The organism is Acinetobacter sp. ATCC 27244, from assembly GCF_000156555.1.
Classification (GTDB): Bacteria; Pseudomonadota; Gammaproteobacteria; order Pseudomonadales; family Moraxellaceae; genus Acinetobacter; species Acinetobacter haemolyticus.
Window position 1 is genome coordinate 94,664 of sequence record NZ_GG665963.1, and the last position, 19,942, is coordinate 114,605.

23 protein-coding genes are annotated in these 19,942 nt (G+C 41.5%); 6 read left to right on the plus strand and 17 right to left on the minus strand.

Annotated features, from left to right (window positions below; all coding sequences use genetic code 11):
* Position 1: 1 nt before the first annotated feature.
* A complete protein-coding gene (gene secF / locus HMPREF0023_RS13840) occupies positions 2 to 970 on the plus strand; it encodes a protein translocase subunit SecF (protein ID WP_008942384.1) in 969 nt (322 codons plus the stop codon).
* Positions 971 to 1,032: 62 nt separating this feature from the next.
* Here the strand turns inward: secF and HMPREF0023_RS13845 are convergent, their stop codons facing one another.
* From HMPREF0023_RS13845 to HMPREF0023_RS13925, 17 genes are all read right to left on the minus strand, one after another.
* Positions 1,033 to 1,680, minus strand: a complete 648-nt coding sequence (locus tag HMPREF0023_RS13845) for a 4'-phosphopantetheinyl transferase family protein (protein ID WP_008942385.1) — start codon at positions 1,678 to 1,680, stop codon at positions 1,033 to 1,035.
* Between the two features lie 59 nt (positions 1,681 to 1,739).
* Positions 1,740 to 3,149 carry a ribosome biogenesis GTPase Der gene (der, locus tag HMPREF0023_RS13850; protein ID WP_004640809.1) on the minus strand — a complete coding sequence of 470 codons (1,410 nt, stop codon included), beginning with the start codon at positions 3,147 to 3,149 and terminating at the stop codon, positions 1,740 to 1,742.
* Positions 3,150 to 3,523: 374 nt separating this feature from the next.
* Positions 3,524 to 4,666, minus strand: coding sequence for an outer membrane protein assembly factor BamB (gene bamB, locus HMPREF0023_RS13855; RefSeq protein WP_004640811.1), 1,143 nt, complete (start codon positions 4,664 to 4,666; stop codon positions 3,524 to 3,526).
* Complete coding sequence (locus HMPREF0023_RS13860) at positions 4,666 to 5,364, minus strand: YfgM family protein (protein WP_004640812.1); 699 nt, start codon at positions 5,362 to 5,364, stop codon at positions 4,666 to 4,668. Before HMPREF0023_RS13860 ends, bamB begins: the two co-directional genes overlap by 1 nt.
* A gap of 24 nt (positions 5,365 to 5,388) precedes the next feature.
* Entirely contained in the window at positions 5,389 to 6,681 is a 1,293-nt protein-coding gene (gene hisS / locus HMPREF0023_RS13865; RefSeq protein ID WP_008942386.1) for a histidine--tRNA ligase, read from the minus strand.
* A complete protein-coding gene (gene ispG / locus HMPREF0023_RS13870) occupies positions 6,678 to 7,793 on the minus strand; it encodes a flavodoxin-dependent (E)-4-hydroxy-3-methylbut-2-enyl-diphosphate synthase (RefSeq protein ID WP_005083384.1) in 1,116 nt (371 codons plus the stop codon). Before ispG ends, hisS begins: the two co-directional genes overlap by 4 nt.
* A 21-nt stretch (positions 7,794 to 7,814) precedes the next feature.
* Positions 7,815 to 8,609, minus strand: coding sequence for a helix-turn-helix domain-containing protein (locus tag HMPREF0023_RS13875; protein WP_004640817.1), 795 nt, complete (start codon positions 8,607 to 8,609; stop codon positions 7,815 to 7,817).
* Positions 8,600 to 9,400 (minus strand): type IV pilus biogenesis/stability protein PilW, encoded by an 801-nt coding sequence (gene pilW, locus HMPREF0023_RS13880; RefSeq protein WP_026056343.1) that lies wholly within the window; start codon positions 9,398 to 9,400, stop codon positions 8,600 to 8,602. The genes HMPREF0023_RS13875 and pilW overlap by 10 nt, the downstream gene beginning before the upstream one ends.
* A gap of 17 nt (positions 9,401 to 9,417) precedes the next feature.
* Entirely contained in the window at positions 9,418 to 10,653 is a 1,236-nt protein-coding gene (gene rlmN, locus HMPREF0023_RS13885; RefSeq protein WP_005083389.1) for a 23S rRNA (adenine(2503)-C(2))-methyltransferase RlmN, read from the minus strand.
* A 120-nt stretch (positions 10,654 to 10,773) separates the two neighbouring features.
* Positions 10,774 to 11,205 carry a nucleoside-diphosphate kinase gene (gene ndk / locus HMPREF0023_RS13890; RefSeq protein ID WP_004640823.1) on the minus strand — a complete coding sequence of 144 codons (432 nt, stop codon included), beginning with the start codon at positions 11,203 to 11,205 and terminating at the stop codon, positions 10,774 to 10,776.
* Positions 11,206 to 11,314: 109 nt separating this feature from the next.
* Positions 11,315 to 11,515 (minus strand): Fe-S cluster assembly protein IscX, encoded by a 201-nt coding sequence (gene iscX, locus HMPREF0023_RS13895; RefSeq protein WP_004640824.1) that lies wholly within the window; start codon positions 11,513 to 11,515, stop codon positions 11,315 to 11,317.
* 83 nt (positions 11,516 to 11,598) lie between these two features.
* Positions 11,599 to 12,150 carry a phosphatase PAP2 family protein gene (locus HMPREF0023_RS13900; RefSeq protein ID WP_004640826.1) on the minus strand — a complete coding sequence of 184 codons (552 nt, stop codon included), beginning with the start codon at positions 12,148 to 12,150 and terminating at the stop codon, positions 11,599 to 11,601.
* 23 nt (positions 12,151 to 12,173) lie between these two features.
* Complete coding sequence (locus HMPREF0023_RS13905) at positions 12,174 to 13,490, minus strand: glycosyltransferase family 4 protein (RefSeq protein ID WP_008942388.1); 1,317 nt, start codon at positions 13,488 to 13,490, stop codon at positions 12,174 to 12,176.
* A 167-nt stretch (positions 13,491 to 13,657) separates the two neighbouring features.
* Positions 13,658 to 14,503, minus strand: coding sequence for a symmetrical bis(5'-nucleosyl)-tetraphosphatase (locus HMPREF0023_RS13910; protein ID WP_005089121.1), 846 nt, complete (start codon positions 14,501 to 14,503; stop codon positions 13,658 to 13,660).
* Positions 14,503 to 15,315 carry a 16S rRNA (adenine(1518)-N(6)/adenine(1519)-N(6))-dimethyltransferase RsmA gene (gene rsmA, locus HMPREF0023_RS13915; protein WP_004640832.1) on the minus strand — a complete coding sequence of 271 codons (813 nt, stop codon included), beginning with the start codon at positions 15,313 to 15,315 and terminating at the stop codon, positions 14,503 to 14,505. The genes HMPREF0023_RS13910 and rsmA overlap by 1 nt, the downstream gene beginning before the upstream one ends.
* Before the next feature lie 35 nt (positions 15,316 to 15,350).
* The gene (gene pdxA, locus HMPREF0023_RS13920; protein WP_005089120.1) at positions 15,351 to 16,316 is read right to left on the minus strand and encodes a 4-hydroxythreonine-4-phosphate dehydrogenase PdxA; all 966 of its coding nucleotides are present in this window, start codon (positions 16,314 to 16,316) and stop codon (positions 15,351 to 15,353) included.
* Between the two features lie 86 nt (positions 16,317 to 16,402).
* Positions 16,403 to 17,044: a hypothetical protein gene (locus HMPREF0023_RS13925; protein WP_005089119.1), complete on the minus strand. Its 642-nt coding sequence runs from the start codon at positions 17,042 to 17,044 to the stop codon at positions 16,403 to 16,405.
* Between the two features lie 264 nt (positions 17,045 to 17,308).
* On the opposite strand from HMPREF0023_RS13925, the gene rplM reads away from it, so the two are divergent.
* From rplM to HMPREF0023_RS13950, 5 genes are all read left to right on the plus strand, one after another.
* Positions 17,309 to 17,737 carry a 50S ribosomal protein L13 gene (rplM, locus tag HMPREF0023_RS13930; protein ID WP_004640836.1) on the plus strand — a complete coding sequence of 143 codons (429 nt, stop codon included), beginning with the start codon at positions 17,309 to 17,311 and terminating at the stop codon, positions 17,735 to 17,737.
* 12 nt (positions 17,738 to 17,749) lie between these two features.
* Positions 17,750 to 18,136 carry a 30S ribosomal protein S9 gene (rpsI, locus tag HMPREF0023_RS13935; protein WP_004640839.1) on the plus strand — a complete coding sequence of 129 codons (387 nt, stop codon included), beginning with the start codon at positions 17,750 to 17,752 and terminating at the stop codon, positions 18,134 to 18,136.
* A gap of 131 nt (positions 18,137 to 18,267) precedes the next feature.
* Positions 18,268 to 18,924, plus strand: a complete 657-nt coding sequence (locus tag HMPREF0023_RS13940) for a glutathione S-transferase N-terminal domain-containing protein (protein ID WP_005083402.1) — start codon at positions 18,268 to 18,270, stop codon at positions 18,922 to 18,924.
* A 13-nt stretch (positions 18,925 to 18,937) separates the two neighbouring features.
* Positions 18,938 to 19,363, plus strand: a complete 426-nt coding sequence (locus HMPREF0023_RS13945; protein ID WP_004640844.1) for a ClpXP protease specificity-enhancing factor — start codon at positions 18,938 to 18,940, stop codon at positions 19,361 to 19,363.
* A gap of 15 nt (positions 19,364 to 19,378) precedes the next feature.
* Positions 19,379 to 19,942 (plus strand): hypothetical protein (locus HMPREF0023_RS13950; RefSeq protein ID WP_008942389.1); only part of this gene is annotated, 564 nt, incomplete at its 3' end.

Sequence of the window (19,942 nt, forward strand, 5' to 3'; positions counted from 1 at the left end):
TATGTCAGATCTGACTCAACGTGACTCAAAACAATACGGTCGTCCAGATGATTTAAAAATCATCCCATTTATGAAGATCGCTAAACCTGCTGCGATTATTTCGATCTTACTGACCATTGCGAGTATTTTCTTTATTGCAACCAAAGGACTGAATCTTGGCTTAGATTTTACCGGCGGTGTTTCTGCTGAATTGAACTATCAAAATCCAGTTCAACCTTCACAGGTGACACAAGCACTTAATCAAGCGGGTTTTAAAGATGCTGTAGTTCAGACTTTAGGAAGTACGACTGATCTGATTGTTCGTATGCCTGTACAAGATGATCTAGTAGTAGAAGATCTTAGCCAAAGTATCACTCAAGCAGTTCAGTTACCGAATAATATGGTGAATGTACATAAAGTGGATGCTGTTGGTGGTGCAGTTGGAAATGAACTCTATGTGCGTTCAGCCGGTGCGGTCGCGCTTGCACTCATTTTAATGCTGATTTATGTCACCATTCGTTTTGAGTTTAAACTCGCAATGGGGGCAGTGATGTCACTGTTCCATGATATTGTCATCATTATTGGTGCATTTGCTTTATTCCAATGGCCATTCGATCTAACCGTTTTAGCAGCTCTGCTTGCGATTATCGGTTTCTCGTTGAATGATAACATCGTCGTTTCAGACCGTATTCGTGAGAACTTCCGCAAGATCCGTGACACAAGTTCTCAAGAAATTATTGATATTGCTTTGACTGAAACACTTCGTCGTACCATTCATACGTCTGCAACCTTATTACTGGTTGTCGTTGCCATGTTTATCTTGGGTGGCGATGGCTTACATTGGTTCTCAGCAGCGATGATTGTTGGAGTCTTTGTTGGTACTTACTCATCGATTTACATTGGTACAGCCTATGCTTTATGGCGTGGTCTAAGCCGTCAAGACTTTATCGTGCAAGTCAAACCTGAATTTGAAGATGATCAGATTCCTTAAATCTCGGCTTCTCTAGATTTAAACCAAATGCCAGTGTAACCACTGGCATTTTTTTATTCACATCAGTGCTGAATGATTTGAAGCTGTGGAAACTGGAACCCACGGCATGACTGCTCACTTCGCCATGCCACAGTTATCACAATACGATTTAAGATAAAATTTTGATAGGCAAATGTTCCGATCAGGGGATGCATACACACTCCCCCAGTCTGTTCAGGATGAACCTGTGTATTTAAACTATTTAAATCTAAACGAATCCCCAAACCCGAAGCTTTTAATATTGCTTCCTTCGTCGTCCACACCTTAAACCAATATTCTTTGTTCTGCTCTTGTTGCCAGATTTGATATTCATCAGGATGAAAAGCATGTTGTGCGAAAGCATCAAATCGAACTTTTCGATCTAACTCCTCGACATCAACACCTATATCTTGCACACGTTTACTCATAGCCAAAGCATAATAGTGCTGGCTATGTGAGTGATTGAAATGTAAAGAATGAGAGCTTAAAAAAGGCTTACCATATTCATGTTTAGCAAAGCTGAGCGCTTCAATACCACTCTGCAAGTGCTCAGCCAAAAGCTGGTCACGGTAAGCTCTTATTTGCTGTTGTTTATATAAATTAAAGCTGCTTAAATCAGCAAAATCTGTTTTATTTTTTTTCAGCAGTTGCGCCAATGCCTGTAGATGTATTTCGATTTTACGTATGGTCATTGGTCCCTCCTTATAAAAAAGCCCAAAGCGAACTTTGGGCCAATCTAGATCTATTTATATTAACGCTTAAATTTCTTTTCAGCCTTTTTGAATTTCTGAACATAACGGCGTTTACGTGCCGCAACGCGCTCATCCACCTGAGATTTACGACCTTCAAATGGATTTTCAGACGTTTTAAAATCAATCTTAACGGGTGTTCCTTCAAGCTTATAGACTTTACGGAATACATTTTCGAGATAACGGCGATAGTCTGCTGGTGTCTTATCGACCTTATTACCATGAATAACGATCGTCGGCGGGTTTTGACCACCCATATGCGCATAACGCATTTTAATACGTCGACCACTAATCATTGGCGGCTGATGTGCTTCTGTTGCATCATTTAGAATTTGAGTGAGTTTTGCTGGTGAAACTTTCAAATTCGATGATTCATAAGCGCGATGGATGGATGGATATAACTCACCCACCCCAGTGCCATGTAATGCCGAAATTAAATGAATTTTCGCCCATGGAATAAAATCAAAGCGACGCTCAACATCTAGTTTACATTGCTTACGATCATACTCGGTCATGTTGTCCCACTTGTTGATCGCAATCACCATCGCACGACCTGCTTCAAGTGCATAACCGATCAAATGTAGATCTTGCTCAACAATACCTTCACGAGCATCTACAACGATTACGACCACATTGGCATCTTTCATCGCTTGTAGTGTTTTAACAATTGAGAATTTCTCAATCATTTCATCCACTTTACCTTTACGACGTACGCCTGCCGTATCAATCAAAGTATATTGGCGGCCATCACGTTCAAATGGGATATAAATCGAGTCTCGGGTTGTCCCTGGTTGGTCGAAAGCCACCACACGTTCTTCACCCAATAAACGGTTAACGAGTGTTGACTTACCCACGTTTGGACGACCAATAATCGCTAAACGCAAACCCGTATTTTTATTATGCTCTTCAGGATTTTCATCTTCAGGTACTTCTGCAAGTACATCTTCTAACATTTGCTGTACGCCACGACCATGACTTGCAGCTACTTGCAATGGCTCACCCATACCGAGCTTATAAAACTCGACTAAAGCTGCTTCAGCATGGACGCCATCCACTTTGTTAGCAACTAAATAAACCTTCTTACCTAAGGTGCGTAGTTCTCGTGCAATTTGTTCATCTGATGCCAATAGACCAGCACGCGCATCTACCACGAAAACGATGATATCCGCTTCATGTATCGCGGTTTTTGACTGCTCCGCCATGTAAGAGTCAATACCACCTTCATTTTCACCGATACCACCGGTATCGACGACGATAAATGATTTATTTTGATATACCGCATCTCCGTATTTGCGGTCACGAGTTAAACCAGCGAAGTCAGCAACCAAAGCATCACGACTTTTAGTGATTTGGTTAAATAGCGTTGATTTTCCGACGTTTGGACGACCAATGAGCGCAATAACGGGTTTCATAAATTACCTTAATCTGAGTTAGATTTTTAAAATCATCATAATGGTGTCTTGCTGATTTATCACCCAATACTTGGATAAGCTTTCAGTTAGACTGACTTTCTTTTTACCCAAACAAGCACTTGAAGCTTCGTAAAGGCAAAGACAGTTATCCATAGTACAAGACTCAATTCGCATACAATATTCGCAGCAGAGCTACTCGTCTTACACCCAGACAAAGCAGTGCTTTATGTATCTTCGCTCAGGTTGCGGATGCCCTTAACGAGTATCATATTCGGATTGAAAAATTTATGTTGAAATTTAAATTCTATAAAAAATGCAGGGCATGGTATTTTGCCATGCCCTATTTTCTAATTTTACCACAAGCTTGGATAAAATTAACGATTCTGCCAAATGCTTAATGCACCTTTTTGAGTGGAAACGTAAAGCTGATCATTAATCACACGTAATTTACGAACATCTCCACGTGTTTTAGCACGACCAACCAAACGTCCTGTGGCTGGTTCTATCAGATGTAAAACACCATCTAAATCACCAACTACAAGGTTTTGTCCAAGCATAACTGGATTACTAAGCTTACGATTTAACAAGCTTTCGTTCTGCCAAACAAGCTCACCTGTCGCGAGATCATAAGCATTTAACTTGCCGTCTACAGTTGAAACAAAGACCTTATCTTCAGCAACTTCAGGGCGGTTAGTACTGCTTGCATCTTCACTCCAAACCACGCGTTGGGTTGCTAGATCAGTAACAGTAACTTGTCCTTGGAAACTTGTAGTCACCAAGTACTGCCCTGCGACAACAGGATCACCATTAATATCATTCAAACGTTGAATATCAGAGCGTCCCTCACTGATTGCAACTCGACGTTGAAATCTTGGGATACCACTGATCACATCAATTGCATAAATATATGCATTTGCTGAAGCGATCAGGACAGTACGATCATCTAAACGAACTGGTGCGGCTTGACCACGTAAACTGAATTGTACATTTGGCAACTTATACGCCCAAACTTGTTGCCCTGTAGCAACATCATGAGCAAATACAGTTCCATCATTTGCCAAACTAATCACACGACCAGACTGAATCGAAGAAGGTGTTAAAATTGCACCCGACAATTGTGCAGTCCATTTCTGCTCACCTGTTGCTTGGTCAAGTGCAAATAACTGACCTTTACGGTTCCCAATAACCACAACACCTTCACCAGCTTCAACACCAGCGGTCAGCTCTTGTTTGGTAATTTTACTTTTCCAAAGTCTTTCTTTGCCTTGGTAAGCAGACACCTGACCATCTGGATCAGGAGCAAAAATCACACCATTATCCGTGTCCAACTGCAATCGAATAGCATCTGCAGCACTGGTCGATGAAACACTTTGCGAGAACACAAGGTTTAAACTTTGCTCTTGGGTAATTTTTGGTAATGGGTTCGGCTTTACAGGCTTTACCTTATTACTCGAACAACCTACAAATAAAGCTGAAGCAATGGCGATTGCCAATGGTAGTTTTAGTTTATTCTGCATTAAGACTCATCCACATTGGTATCTAAGATCGGGCGCTCAACTTCAGGATCATCCACTAAAACGCCAACACTTTCGAGTTTAATTTGTAAAAGCTGACGCTCTAACTTACGCTCGACCACATTATCCCATGCACTTTGATAGGCCTTACGTGCAGCTTCTGTCTCTTGCTTTGCAACATAAATGTCGCCACGTAGCTCATCAGCAGTCGCTTTGAACGTTGGTTCAGTCACTTTATCTAAGGTTTTCAAAGCTTCATCATATTTTTTCTGCGCCAGTTGCGCATCTGCTAAACGTAATTTAACAATTTGCACCAACCCGGTATCTTTGATCGTCGAGTTTTCAACTTTCTTCAGCGCCTTTTCAGCTGCTGCATAGTCATCTTTGTCATAAGCTAGTTTTGCCAATAACAATTGAACCTGAATCGCATGTACAGAATTGGCATCTTCTTTGACAATCTTATCCGCCGCCTCAGAAATCGTCTCAAAAGCATTAGGTTGACCAGCAAGTGCTTGAGCCTCATCGATCAACTTTTGCACTTTAGCCGTCTGATTCTGAGCTTCAGCTTGAGTTTTCTTCTGCCAATATTCCCATCCGAAAAAGGCAATCAAGGCAATCAGAATCCCGCTAATAATTGCAGAACCATATTTTTTAGCAAACGACTTCAAACTGTCGAGTTGTTCATCATCACTTAAACTCATGTGATTGTCCTTTTCCTAAATGTTTTATTGTTTAAATTTTTCGATAAAAAATGGCGCCAACTCAGCCAAAGAAACCTGAGACTGTTCAGCCGTTGCAAGTTCTTTCACCAGAAGCTGCTGTGAATCCCACTCTCGCTCACCCAAAATCACAGCATAAACAGCACCCGATTGATCCGCCTTCTTCATTTGGCTTTTCATGCTACCTTGAGAACCAGTTTTGAGGCGAATCGTGCTATTCGCAGCTTCTAACTGGTCACGGATTTGCTCAGCCAATACCAATGCTTTAGCTTGATATGCTGGCTCTGCCAATAGGAACACTTCACAATCACGCGTATCTTTGGTCTGCGCTACTTGCTCAAGTAATAGCAGCAAACGCTCCATTCCCATCGCGAAACCAACCGCAGGTACGGATTGATCTGGCTTACCTTTTAACTGACCGACCAAACCATCATAACGACCGCCTGCACATACTGTTCCTTGAGAGCCCAACATGGTGGTCGTCCACTCAAATACCGTTTTGTTGTAGTAATCTAAACCACGTACTAACTTTTGGTTAATCACAAACTCAACGCCAGCATCAGTTAAATATTGCTGTAGTTGTTGGAAATGATTGAGCGAATCTTCTTTTAAGAAATCATGCAATTTAGGTGCATTTTCTAAAATCTTTTGTGTTGATTCGATTTTAGAATCCAAAATGCGCAAAGGATTAGTGGTTAATCGACGTTGTGAGTCGTCATCTAACTGATCTTTATGTTGATTCAGAAACTCAACTAATGCGGCACGATACTCAGCGCGCTCATCCGTTTCACCTAAAGTGTTTAATTCTAAACGCACATTTTCCGCCATTCCCATACGTTTCCACAAACGTGCTGTCATGAGAATAATTTCAGCATCAATATCAGGCGTTGCAACACCAAAAGTTTCTACACCGAATTGATGAAATTGACGATAACGCCCTTTTTGCGGTTTTTCATAACGGAACATGGGTCCCACATACCATACTCGTGGCGCAGCGCCACGAAGTAAGTTGTGTTCTAACATTGCACGTACACAACCCGCTGTCCCTTCTGGACGTAAGGTCAATGACTCTGGTGGTGTTCCCTTATCGAAAAAGGTATACATTTCCTTTTCGACAATATCAGTCGCATCGCCAATAGCACGTTTGAATAAACCTGTTTGCTCAACGATAGGCAAACGGATTTGCTGATAACCATAAGCATCCATTAAAGATGCCAATTGTTGTTCTAGACTTCTCCAAGCCGCAGTTTGCGTTGGAAGGATGTCATTAAAACCTTTGATAGCGACGATTGAACTCATGATGAACTACGAATAATTTCTTTAGATTTGGCTTCTTCAAGCTCTTGAACACGTTGACGAACCATTGTTTCAATTTCATCAACCAACTGATTGGTGTCAATTAAATGACTTTTTTCACCATTTCGATAGACCAGCGAACGCGGTGATGCGCCTACAATTCCGATATCAGCTTCTTTAGCTTCACCAGGACCGTTCACTTTACATCCGATAACCGATACATCCATCGGAGTACGAATATCCTCTAAACGCTCTTCCAAAGCTTGCATCACTTGGATCACATTAAACTCTTGGCGTGAACAGCTTGGGCAAGCAATAAAGTTAATGCCATTCGAACGTAAGCCCAATGATTTTAAAATATCGAAACCGATTTTAATCTCATCTTCAGGCTCAGCAGCCAAGGAAATACGCATGGTATCACCAATGCCTTCCATCAACAGCCCACCTAGCGCAATCGCTGATTTCACAGTACCGGTACGGTAGATCCCTGCTTCAGTTACACCGAGATGCAATGGGTTATCAATCTGTTGTGACAACAAACGATAAGCATCCATGGTTAAAAAAACATTTGATGCTTTCACGCTCACTTTAAACTCATGGAAATTTAAGCGATCTAGAATATCAATATGACGCATCGCAGACTCAAGCAACGCCTGCCCAGTTGGTTCGCCATATTTGATTTGCAGGTCTTTTTCCAAAGAGCCGCCATTTACACCAATACGAATCGAAATCCCATGATGCTTTGCCGCTGCAACCACCTCACGCACTTTTTGATCCGAACCAATGTTTCCTGGATTGATACGCAAGCAATCAGCGCCATAATCAGCGACCGCTAACGCAATGCGATGATCAAAATGAATATCAGCAACTAAAGGCACAGAAACACGTTTACGAATAGCACCAAATGCTTCCGCTGCCTCCATCGATGGCACAGAAACACGCATGATATCCGCACCTGCATCTGCACAGCGCTGGATTTGTGCAACCGTTGCATCGACATCACAGGTTTCAGTATTGGTCATGCTCTGCACACTAATGGGAGCATCACCACCGACATAGACCGACCCCACACGGATTTTTCGTGTTGGACGACGCTTAATTGGGTTCACGATCATCGTATAGCTACCTATTTAGCATTAGCGAGATAAACGGAATTCAGCTTTACCATTCACTGTATAAGGACGCAATGAAATCTGTTCTTGATTCAAACTTAATGTTACGGCAGTCGCATCATCTAAGCGAATTTGAAATGGTGATTCGCCACTCAAATTTAATGTTGACGCTTGGCGACCAGTCGCAAGGACTTTACCTGTTGCATCAACAATATTAATGGATGTCGGACGGCTAAAGTTCAATACTAACTGATCTCCCGATGCCACAGATGTGTTTGCCATCGGTAAAATTTCAATATCTGAATTGGTAATCTTAGGAATATCGACATCATCTTTACTGCTACTCGATGACCAGTTTTGTACAGCCATAACAGCCAACCAACCCAGCAATAAAACAACAGCCAAAATCACCAGACGTTTTAACCATTTACGATTACGTACGCTTTTTGAACCCGCCAATTTACCCATGGTTTTAATTGGTGAATTATTCAAGGCATGGCTTGCTTTAAGCCCCGTATCATTGGCATATATTTCGTCAAAACGTTGAATGATCGCGCTCGCATCAGCATTTAAACATTTCGCATATGCTCGATAATAGCCCTTAATAAACGTCGCCTCAGGCAAAGCGGTATATTCATCCTGCTCTAATGCTGTCAACGTTTTGACTGGCATATTCAATACGCTTGCAATTTCTTCAAGTTCTTTCTTTTGTGCAATACGAATTTGACGCAAATACTCACCAGGTCGTTGAATATTTCCCAATGTTGACGATGGCGAGGTTGAGCCAGTTGGCTGATGTGAATTTGGATTTATTTCCATACGGCCTCAGTACTGTACTGTAATTGCAAATAACGTTGATATTCTGGACTATCAGGAAATAAAGCGCGTAATTGGTTGACTAACACTTGCATTCCTAACTGATCCGCATTCGCTCGAGCAATGCGTATCCCGATCCAAAGTGCTCTAGCACCTTGGTTGCGCTGTCCCACGCTACGAACATATTGTTCATATAACTGGGATGCATCTCTATTGTTTTGTTGCAAATAGAAAATTTCCGACAACTCTAACATTGAAATGGTTGCATTTCGATTTGCTTGCAGCGCCTGTTTGAATGATTTTTCAGCATTCGTCACATCGCCCAATAATAAATAGATTCGCCCTAAGTTTTCCAGTGATTGAAATCGTTGATCATAACCTAAGGTTGCACCAGCACGCGTGAACTGCTCAATTGCTTCATTATAACGCTGCATCTGATATAAGTATGTACCGTAATTATTACGCGCTTGAGCATTGTCTGGCTCAGATGAAATCGCTCGCTTAAAATAAGCATCTGCTTTTTCCATATTGAGCTTACTTCCCTCTTGTTGCAGCAAAATACCCATCATCATATTGGCATTTGCATCACGGGAATTAAGTTTCAATGCTTGGTCAAGTGAACGTTTTGCAGAGTCCAAATCACGCGTACGAATATATTCCGCAGCCAATTGGGTGCGAACCTGAACAGCTTTCTCTGGATCTTTCGTAGATGGTGTCGATTGGCAAGCTGTCAAGCCACCTGCCATAAGTACAACTGTTATCGCTATGGTCGTTTTTAGTCGAGTTGTATTCAACGCATTGTCCCCAAGTTTTATCCTTGTGTGCGCAAAATTTCTTGTCGCTGCGCCACTTTCTTTTTCCATTGTTCAGCACGACGAGTCCGGTCAGCAACTTGCCCTACCAATTGACCACACGCCGCATCAATATCATCACCACGTGTCTGACGAATCGTACACACAAATCCTGCATCAGACAAAGTTTTTTGGAATGCAATAATACGATTTCTGCTTGAACGACCATATGGCGCATGCGGAAAAGGGTTAAATGGAATCAGATTGATTTTACTTGGTAAATTTTTTAACAATTTAAGTAGCTGTTGCGCATGCTCTGGCTGGTCATTGACCCCATCTAACATCACATATTCAATGGTGACATGACGGCGCGCACTTTCATTGCCATCTTTTGCTAAATAACGCTGACATGCAGCGATCAATTGTTGTAATGGATATTTTTTATTAATCGGTACCAATTCATTACGCAGCTCATCATTCGGTGCATGTAATGAAATTGCCAATGCCACATCAATATCTTGCGCCAATTGGTCAATCTTTGGCACTACACCAGAGGTGGATAAGGTTACACGACGTTTTGACATGCCATAAGCAAAGTCATCCAACATCAACTGCATTGAACTCAATACCGCATCATAATTGAGTAATGGTTCACCCATCCCCATCATCACGACATTGGTCACCGTGCGTTCGCGCTCAGCAACAGGCACCTCTTCCATATAGGAATAGTTTGCCATCCAAAGCTGACCAATAATTTCCGCTGGTGTCAAATCACGCTGAAAACCTTGTTTGCCTGTTGAACAGAACGAACAATCCAGTGCACAACCAACTTGTGACGAGATACATAAGGTTTTACGTGCGCCAGTTTTATCTTCGGCAGGAATCAAGACGGTTTCAACCAAAGAACCTTCGCCATCGCCAACACGGAACACCCACTTACGGGTACCATCTTTTGAGTAATTGCGATGTACCACTTCAGGTGCTTTGATTTCACAAATTTTTTCTAATTTTTCACGTAACTTACCTGAGATATTGGTCATCTCAGCAAAATCAGTAACAAAATATTGATGAATCCATTTCATCACCTGACCAGCGCGAAACTTTTTTTCGCCCAAGTCTTCGAAGAACTTTTCTAATTCTGCACGTGACATGCCCAGTAAATTGACTTTATTGTCAGCAGCATGAACCACAGGCATAGAAACAGACTGTTGTTTTTCATCTAAATTTTCGGATGAAACGACCACTGCAGAACTCATGAACATTTACCTAAACAATATCAGCGCTAAATATGCTGTGTATTCTTTACACAACACAATTTATAAAAAATAAAAAACCAGATAAGTAGTATACCACTTATCTGGCTTGAATACTTTGGATTAACGAGTGCGTGGGCAGATCTCGTTATCAGCAAAGAAGTAAGCGATTTCACGCTCAGCAGAAGCAACTGAGTCAGAACCGTGAGCAGCATTTTCATCGATGCTTACAGCAAAATCAGCACGGATCGTACCAGGTGCAGCTTCTTTAGGGTTTGTCGCACCTAAGATTTCACGGTGAGCAAGAACTGCATTTTCACCTTCAAGAACTGAAACAACAACTGGACCAGAAGTCATGAAAGCAACTAAATCACCAAAGAAACCACGTTCTTTGTGCTCAGCATAGAAACCTTCAGCATCTGATTGAGAAAGGTGTTTCATTTTAGTTGCAACGATTTTTAAACCCGCTTTTTCAAAACGAGCAAAGATATCGCCGATGTGGTTTTTAGAAACTGCATCTGGTTTAACAATAGATAAAGTACGTTCAATCGCCATGATTGGCTCCCATTATGGTCTAAACATTAAAAAATTTGCCGCATTATACCGATGTCATCGCCAATAATCAGCTGGAATCTGTAAAAGTTCCACGATTTCAGATGAATTTCTAACGAACTTCGTCCAACCATGCCATTTGAATCGCTTCTAATAAGCCTTCAGTTGATTTGTTTGGATCATCATTAAAGTCTGGCAATGCACATACCCACGCATGTAAATCAGTAAAACGAATCCATTGCGGATCGACATCAGGATGTGCCTCAACCAATTCAATTGCGATATCGATCGTATCTGTCCAACGTAAGCCCATATGACAACCTGAATAAAAAATAGGATTATCCCGTACTTTAACAAATCATTCGATTTGAACGATAGCCCTATTCCCTAGATTCACTACAAAATAATATTCAAGCTCGGTGCCAGTAAAATGACCGCACTTGCAACTGAGGCACCAATGATTGCGCCGACAATCACATCACTTGGATAGTGTAAACCCAGTACCATCCGCGACAAGGCAATCAAGATCGTAAATGGGAGCATCAAAATCAACAGTACAGGCTGTATATAACCCAATACAATCGTGACCATCACCGCATGTAAAGTATGTCCCGATGGGAAGCTAAAATGGTCCAATGGTCGCTCACCGAGTACAATGACCTGATGAACCTGATAAGGTCTTGGTCGTGTGGTTTTATGTTTTAAAAACTTATAAATCAAGGTTCCAACAGAACCAGCGAGAATTAAATACAGAATCTGTAAGCCGTATGCCAGACCTTGTGTTGCCCATACAGATAGCAACATAACGTACCAAAATGGCCCATCACCTAAACGACTGATCGTTTTAAAAAACAAGGCAACACGCTGTGAATGTGAGAGATGATTTAGGTATAAACACCCTTTTAAATCAAGATCAAGTATTTTTATTTTTGCATTTTCAAATTTCATAATCTTCTCCTATATGAGAATCGTTAGCTAGAAGTCATCGGAGACTCCTTGGCAACTTGATAAAGTGCTTGTTCTAATTGTTGTACAGGAAACTGCCAACTGGTTTCTTGCACGCTTTCACTGGCAAGCAACCCCATTTGTCTAAGCTGTGGGAGCGCAGGTAAATGACAAATCGATTGGATCAAATCAGTGGTATGTCCCAGTGGACTCAACCATCCTGTAACATCATGTTTGATATGTTGATGAGCAGCGACATAGTCATAAGCGACCACAGGCAGTCCACTCGCAATTGCTTCAAGCACAACATTCCCGAAGGTATCGGCTTGGCTAGCAAAGGTAAAAACATCGGCACTGGCATAAACTTCTGATAACTCACGACCACTTAGACTTCCCGTAAAGATCACATCATTGGACTGAGCTAATTTCCCTAAGCGAGCGCGATCTGGACCATCACCAACAATGACAAATTTAAAATTAGTACCTTGTTGAGCCCGTAGTGCATGGAAACTCTTAATTAGAACATCCACTTCTTTTTCAGGTGAGAGACGACCGACATATAACAAGACTCGCGTATGAGCATCCACACCCCATCGCTGGCGCAACTGTTGCGAACGATGTTTGGGTGAAAACTTTGCTGTATCCACTCCACGTCCAACAACAACTAACGGACAAGTCACACCAAAACCACGCAGAGCTTGCTCTGTATATTGGCTAGGTACACACGTCACATCGGTACTGTTATGAAACCAAGTGAGATAACGTTGAATAGGTTTGACTAAAAATGCCAAATCAAAAAATCGACTAAAATCATGAAAAGCGGAGTGAAAACCACTTGATACAGCAATTTTTTTAGATTTTGCGGCTTGTAATGCAGTTAAACCCAAAGGCCCTTCCGTCACGATATGCACCACATCTGGCGCAAACTTTTCAAATGCTTTAGACACTTTGAGATATTGTGGCCAACCAAATTGAACGCTTGGATACTTCGGCACAGGTTGTGAAAACACCAAGCATTCCTGATCTGGATGAAACTCAGTACAGACATTTTTCTGTACAGGGCGAACCAGTAAAATCTTATGACTGAGACGCTGTAAGCCCTGACATAATTGCATCATCGACATCGCGACTCCATTAATTTCTGGTGGCCATGTTTCAGTCACAATTGCAATTCTCAAACGAGGGCGAACAAGGTCTTGAAGTTCAGACAATTGATCTTGTTGATCTTTGAAATGTTTCCTTTTAAAGTAAAATTTCAAACTTTCAGGAAACTGTTCTTGCTTTAATAGAGATGTCGCGTATGTACTTTGCATATCGCCATCCATTTGTGTCGTTATTTTCATGCTTTAAGCATAAAAATATTTTTTGACACTTTAATGATCAATAGATGACAGTTTTTTGACAACCCTAAAATAAAAAATGCCTCACCCTATTCAGGCAAAGCACAATTTGATCATCCCAACCAGATCAGATTCTATCGATATTTCAATTGAACCTAAGCATCAGATGCTCACGACTCAATCCATGGATTTTCAACAGCGAATAACTGTTGATCCTCTAAACGGTAAGCCACCAACTGATGCCCCCAAACACACCCACCATCAACACTTTGAATATCATCACTGATGCGTTTTGCATGCAAAGCAGCCCAATGACCAAAGACGAGGTGATGTGTCTTAGCAGCTTGACTTTCATAGTCAAACCACGGCTTGTAACCTTCAGGCATTGGTGCATCCAAGCCCTCTTTAAACTCAAACTCTAACTGACCTTCTGCGGTCGTTAAACGCATACGAGTTAGATAGTTGGTAATGCAACGCAAACGAGCCATACCCGTCAAATCATCAGACCAAAGATCAGGTTGAGCACCAAACATTTCAGCTAAGAATGCATCTAAGACCATCAAATCTTCATGACCAACCGCATCTTGTACCTCTTGTGCAAGTTCAGCGGTTTTTTCTGCTGACCAAATACAAGGTACTCCCGCGTGCGTCAACATCGTTTCAGCATTTGGAAATAAACATAACGGTTGTTTACGCAACCAATCGATTAGTTCATCTCCATCAATCGCATCAATCACATCCTGAACTCGATCTTTGGCTTTGATTTTTTTGAAACCACGTGCAGAAGCAATTAATGATAGATCGTGATTTCCTAAAATCGTTGCAGCAGCCCCACGATCCGCCAGTTTTTTTATAAAGCGTAGAGCACCAACCGAATCTTCACCACGTGCAACCAAGTCTCCCGTAAACCAGATAAAATCTTGGTCAGAATCAAAACGAATTTCTTTGAGTAAGGCTTTGAGTGCAGCAAAACACCCCTGTACATCACCAATCACATAGTTATAGCGTTTTGACATTAAGACACCATCTGGTCAGACAGGGCAACAAAGTCAGCCAAGCTCAAAGTTTCTGGGCGCGCCATCGGATCAACACCTGCTTTTTCAAAACCATCATCAGCCAGCATGCCTTTTAAACTGTTACGCAAAGTTTTTCGACGTTGTGTAAACACATGGCTCACAAGACGAGCCAACGCTTTCTCATCTTTCGCTACAATTGGCTTAGTTTCATACGGCTCTAAACGGAAAACTGCTGACGTCACTTTTGGCGGCGGATTAAATGATCCCGGTGGCACTTCAAATAAAAATGTTGGTTTACAATAATACTGAATCATTACCGATAAACGACCATACTCTTTGGTGTTAGGCACTGCCGTAATGCGATCAACCACTTCTTTTTGCAACATGAAATGCATGTCTTTGACTTTGTCACCAAACTCTAAGAGATGGAATAATAATGGCGTTGAAATGTTGTATGGTAAGTTACCCACGACTCTCAATGGGCGACCATCTTGAAACAGTTGAGTGAAATCATACTTTAAAGCATCAGCTTCAATAATCGTCAAACGTTCAGGATGCGGTACCCGCCCAGGCAAACCCGCCGCCAAATCCCGATCCAGCTCAACCACAGTCAGAGCATCGCACTCACCAATCAGCGGAGATGTCAATGCAGCCAATCCTGGACCAATTTCAACAATATTTTCGCCCGCACGCGGATTCACTGAGCGTACAATTTTGGCAATCACACGCTGATCATGTAAAAAGTTCTGACCAAAACGTTTTCGAGCCTGATGCCCTTCATCTTTAGGGTTTAGGGCATTAATTTGATACATAATAATTCCAACGTGAATAATTTACTCGTGAGTCACTAACGAGCCAAATCTAGTGCTAAATCTACTGCAACATGTAAGCTTGAAGCTTTAGCCTGTCCAGTGCCTGCAAGAGAAAGTGCTGTACCATGATCGACAGAGGTTCGAATAAATGGCAAGCCTAATGTAATGTTTACAGCTTCACCAAAGCCTTGAGATTTTAGCACAGGTAAGCCCTGATCGTGATACATCGCTAAAACTGCATCTGCATCTTTCAAGTTTTCGGGTGTAAACAAAGTGTCTGCGGGCAAACTTAGACTCATCTTCACGCCCTGCACGCGATACGCTTCCAACACAGGATTGATCACCTCAATTTCTTCTCGTCCAAGATAACCATCCTCACCCGCATGTGGATTTAAACCGCAGACTAAAATTTTGGGGTACGCGATTTTGAACTTTTGATTTAAGTCGTGAATTAAGATGTCAATCACTTGATGCAAACGCTCTTGAGTAATTGCATCTGGCACATCACGTAACGGCAAATGAGTCGTTACCAAGGCGACACGCAAACTTTTAGTCGCCAACATCATAACGACACGATCAACACCTGCGAACTCTTGGTAATATTCAGTATGCCCACTAAAGGCGATACCTGCTTCATTAATAATGGATTTTTGCACAGGTGCTGTTGCTACGCCAACACTTCGACCTGACATCGCATAATCAGCTGAACGTCGTAATTGTTCTAAGACATAACCTGAATTTATTGGATTTAATCGTCCTTCAATTACAGTCTCTATCAATGGGACATGTTCAACGAATAGCTGACCTTTTCGACTAGATGTTGATTGACCTTGGTATGGAGTAAGCTCGACAACAAGGTCTAATTGATCAGCACGCTGCTGTAACATCTGCAAATCAGCTAAAATGACAATAGGACGCTCATCTACTCGTTCGGCCAAGCCCAAACAGATATCAGGTCCTATTCCTGCAGGTTCACCAGAAGTGACATATAAAGGAAGCATATTTTTCGCCGATCATTTGATACTTTTCTTAGTGTAGCGAAAATCTAAAATCAGCTGTAGTTTTTCAGCCTTTATTTATATTCAAATTAAGGGCTGGTTGTCGTTTTAGTGAGATTCTGAGGCACTAAATTTGACGGGACAAAGCTTGGCGCACGTGTCCAAGGATTAATGGTAGCCTGTGGTTTTCTTTCAGCGGGTACACTTACTGCCAAATCCGCCTTCTTCTCTGCAATTCCCCCTGCATTATTTACTTTATCGAGAGTAGGATTGATCGTGATTTCTTTTTTCTCAATCACAGCTATTGTTTGTGCAACTTGAATCTCTTTTTTCTCAGTCAGAGGAATTACAGCAGCTGTGGTATTAGGCTGAGTATATGCCGGAGCCAACATTCCCTGCTTCACTACTGTTTGAGTCGGGGGTTGTTGCGATTGCGGAAGAGTGGCCGATGGACGCATTGTTACTTGGTCTTGTGGTGTAATCAGGTCTACAGGTATTTCGATTGCTTTCATCTCGGCCGTGACAGCCATCATTGGATCAACATAATCACTCCCTCGACTTTCTAATACTTCTAATTTTTTAGTCGTCCCTTCCCTAGGTTGAAACTCTGAATAGTTGGTCACACTGCTTTGGTCCACCCATTTATAAAGTCGTCGTGCATTTGTCTGTGTAGAACAAACACCTATTAATAAAGTCACTACAACAATTTTTGTAGAAAACGACAATCTCATCCAGATCCCCAAAAGAACATGTAAATACTTCTATTTATTTCAAATAATTAATAAAAATAATAAGTCAAACTATCCCCTATCACAAGCGAAACAGTACAAGCTCAAATTATGGTCTTGTTGTTGACCAAATCAGTCACTTTGCAGCAAAATAATGCTTCTCGCATGATTTTTTGTTGTGCCGTTTTATAAATTAATGTAGAATTCGGTCTCCTTTTGTTTGGACAGATTTCACCGTCCAAACCAACTATAATAGGTAGTGGTTTAATGAAAACTCTCAGCGCTAAGCCAGCTGAAGTTCAACATGACTGGTATGTTGTTGATGCTTCTGGCAAAACTTTAGGTCGCCTCGCGACTGAAATCGCTCGTCGTTTACGCGGTAAGCACAAAACTTCTTATACTCCTCACGTTGACACTGGTGACTACATCGTTGTTATCAATGCTGAGAACATTCAAGTGACTGGTAACAAAGCACTTGATAAAAAGTATTATCGCCATACTGGTTTCCCTGGTGGTATCCGTGAGACTAACTTCGAGAAGTTAATTGCTCACAAACCTGAAGCTGTTTTAGAAAAAGCTGTTAAAGGTATGTTGCCAAAAGGTCCTCTTGGTTATGCAATGATCAAAAAAATGAAAGTGTACGCTGGTAGCGAGCATCCTCATACTGCTCAACAGCCACAAGTTTTGGACATCTAAGGGATACAGCACATGGCTACTAATTATGGTACAGGTCGCCGTAAGACCGCAACTGCACGTGTTTTCTTATCAGCTGGTACAGGCAAACTCGTAATCAACAATCGTACTTTAGAGCAATATTTCGGTCGTGAAACTGCTCGTATGGTTGTACGTCAGCCTTTAGAACTTTTAGAAGTTACTGAAAAGTTTGACCTTTACATCACTGTTAAAGGTGGTGGTATCGGTGGTCAAGCTGGCGCAATTCGTCACGGTATTACTCGTGCGTTGATCGCTGCAGACGAAACTTTAAAACCTGCTCTTCGTCAAGCTGGTTTCGTTACTCGTGATGCTCGTGAAGTTGAACGTAAGAAACTTGGTTTACGTAAAGCTCGTAAGCGTCCTCAATTCTCTAAACGTTAATCGTTTTACGAATTGGACCAAAACCTCGGATTATTCCGAGGTTTTTTATTTATCACTTGGGTCGAATCTCATGGATGCTTTTTCTACGTTTTTTTAGTATGCTAAAGCGTTTATATCTCTAGCTTTGTCATATGTCATCGGTTGAAAATACACCAGTTCAGGGCATCACCCTTTATAGTCACGCAGATGATTTCCGTTCTCACTGGATTCGTTTATTACTCGCCGAAAAGCAGATCAAATATCATCTGATTCTTACTGATCATGAAGATGAAGATTTGGCCGATCTTAACCCGTACAATCAACTCCCAATGCTAATAGAGCAGAACCTCAAACTCTTCTCTGCACCTGTGATTGCTGAATATTTAGATGATCGCTATCGTCAAAATAAGCTTTATGCTGATGCCCCGATGGCCAGAGCAGAACAGCGCCAATATATTTGGCGTTTTGAACAAGACTGGTTTAAGCTCGTTGATCATATGCTCAGACATGCGGATACCCTCGATTTAGCTCAAAAACAACAAGCACAAAAGGAATTGAGGAATACCTTAATTTCACTTACACCATTATTTCAACACTATCCCTTTTTTATGTCTGAAACATTTTCCATCTTGGACTGTATGCTTGCACCGATCTTCCTAAGACTCAAAAGTATGGGAATAGATTTACCTCAACAACACTGTCGACCAATTTTCTTGTATTGTCATCGTATCTTTAGCCGCCCATCTTTCATTAAATCAATGACAGCTCAAGAAAAAAACAGCTACAATAAATTGATTTCTACGATTTAATAAGTTTTTAATTATGTCTGAGCAAATAACGTTTACCCCTACACGCCCCTATCTTGCTCGTGCCATTTATGAATGGATTTGCGATAACCAACTCACGCCATATCTATTGGTTGATGCAACTCAACCGCATACTGATGTTCCACTACAATTTGTTAAAGATGGTCAAATTGTTTTAAATCTTGCACCTCATGCCGTCCATCAATTGCATATCAGCAATGAAGCAATTACTTTTTCTGCACGATTTGGCGGTGTTGCCAAAGAAATTTACGTGCCTATCCGAGCTGTACTCGGTATTTATGCAAAAGAAAACGGCCAAGGTTTATTTTTCGATCCTTCTGAGTATGCTGATATTGAAGACACAATCAGCACTGCAAACGAAGAATCACAACAAAAAGCTGAAACAACTAAGAAAAAACCTTCGCTTAGAATTTTAGATTAATTGAGGATATATATAATGGCCTTTGACTTAGTTCAATATTTTGCTGAACAAATTAAAATTCAAAAACCGCAACTATTCAGTCAATATTCTCAACAAGAAAAACTGCTGTATATCAGTGAGATCAATGCTCTCGCACTGGGTCGCTTGATTAGTCTCTGGAAACAAAATCCTCAGAAGCATTATCAAGAGGTTCAAACCTCTGATCCACTGTATATCCAAGAAATTACACGCCACCTAACCACTTCCGCGCATAACCAATCAACGCTCAGCGCAACTGAATTAGAAATGAGCCTTGCTGAGGTTTTATCCTTACAACTTGCTGAGCTAAAACAGTTAGATGAAACAGGAAGCTTTGGCCAAACTGGTCTTACTGAGTTACTTTTAGGCCAAGTAGAGCACTTATCTGGTCAAGCAGAAGACTGGGTTTGGTCAACCAATCAATTAACGGAACTGCTTGGCTCAAAACCAATTGAACAAGAAGATGTTTCACTTGAAGCAACCATGCAAGAATTCAACAAAATGGTACACCAGGCTCAACCCAATGTAGACCACCAAGAAACCGTTGATATTGAGCCACGG

Bases quoted from the DNA above. Each gene is read 5' to 3' on its own strand.
- rsmA (WP_004640832.1), bottom strand. From the start codon at position 15,315: ATGTATCAAATTAATGCCCTAAACCCTAAAGATGAAGGGCATCAGGCT.
- der (WP_004640809.1), bottom strand. From the start codon at position 3,149: ATGAAACCCGTTATTGCGCTCATTGGTCGTCCAAACGTCGGAAAATCA.
- secF (WP_008942384.1), top strand. From the start codon at position 2: ATGTCAGATCTGACTCAACGTGACTCAAAACAATACGGTCGTCCAGAT.
- HMPREF0023_RS13910 (WP_005089121.1), bottom strand. From the start codon at position 14,503: ATGTCAAAACGCTATAACTATGTGATTGGTGATGTACAGGGGTGTTTT.
- ispG (WP_005083384.1), bottom strand. From the start codon at position 7,793: ATGATCGTGAACCCAATTAAGCGTCGTCCAACACGAAAAATCCGTGTG.
- HMPREF0023_RS13940 (WP_005083402.1), top strand. From the start codon at position 18,268: ATGTCATCGGTTGAAAATACACCAGTTCAGGGCATCACCCTTTATAGT.
- rpsI (WP_004640839.1), top strand. From the start codon at position 17,750: ATGGCTACTAATTATGGTACAGGTCGCCGTAAGACCGCAACTGCACGT.
- hisS (WP_008942386.1), bottom strand. From the start codon at position 6,681: ATGAGTTCAATCGTCGCTATCAAAGGTTTTAATGACATCCTTCCAACG.
- rplM (WP_004640836.1), top strand. From the start codon at position 17,309: ATGAAAACTCTCAGCGCTAAGCCAGCTGAAGTTCAACATGACTGGTAT.
- HMPREF0023_RS13945 (WP_004640844.1), top strand. From the start codon at position 18,938: ATGTCTGAGCAAATAACGTTTACCCCTACACGCCCCTATCTTGCTCGT.
- pdxA (WP_005089120.1), bottom strand. From the start codon at position 16,316: ATGCTTCCTTTATATGTCACTTCTGGTGAACCTGCAGGAATAGGACCT.
- HMPREF0023_RS13925 (WP_005089119.1), bottom strand. From the start codon at position 17,044: ATGAGATTGTCGTTTTCTACAAAAATTGTTGTAGTGACTTTATTAATA.
- HMPREF0023_RS13860 (WP_004640812.1), bottom strand. From the start codon at position 5,364: ATGAGTTTAAGTGATGATGAACAACTCGACAGTTTGAAGTCGTTTGCT.
- HMPREF0023_RS13875 (WP_004640817.1), bottom strand. From the start codon at position 8,609: ATGGAAATAAATCCAAATTCACATCAGCCAACTGGCTCAACCTCGCCA.
- HMPREF0023_RS13905 (WP_008942388.1), bottom strand. From the start codon at position 13,490: ATGAAAATAACGACACAAATGGATGGCGATATGCAAAGTACATACGCG.
- rlmN (WP_005083389.1), bottom strand. From the start codon at position 10,653: ATGAGTTCTGCAGTGGTCGTTTCATCCGAAAATTTAGATGAAAAACAA.
- iscX (WP_004640824.1), bottom strand. From the start codon at position 11,515: ATGGGCTTACGTTGGACAGATACGATCGATATCGCAATTGAATTGGTT.
- HMPREF0023_RS13845 (WP_008942385.1), bottom strand. From the start codon at position 1,680: ATGACCATACGTAAAATCGAAATACATCTACAGGCATTGGCGCAACTG.
- bamB (WP_004640811.1), bottom strand. From the start codon at position 4,666: ATGCAGAATAAACTAAAACTACCATTGGCAATCGCCATTGCTTCAGCT.
- HMPREF0023_RS13900 (WP_004640826.1), bottom strand. From the start codon at position 12,150: ATGAAATTTGAAAATGCAAAAATAAAAATACTTGATCTTGATTTAAAA.
- ndk (WP_004640823.1), bottom strand. From the start codon at position 11,205: ATGGCGATTGAACGTACTTTATCTATTGTTAAACCAGATGCAGTTTCT.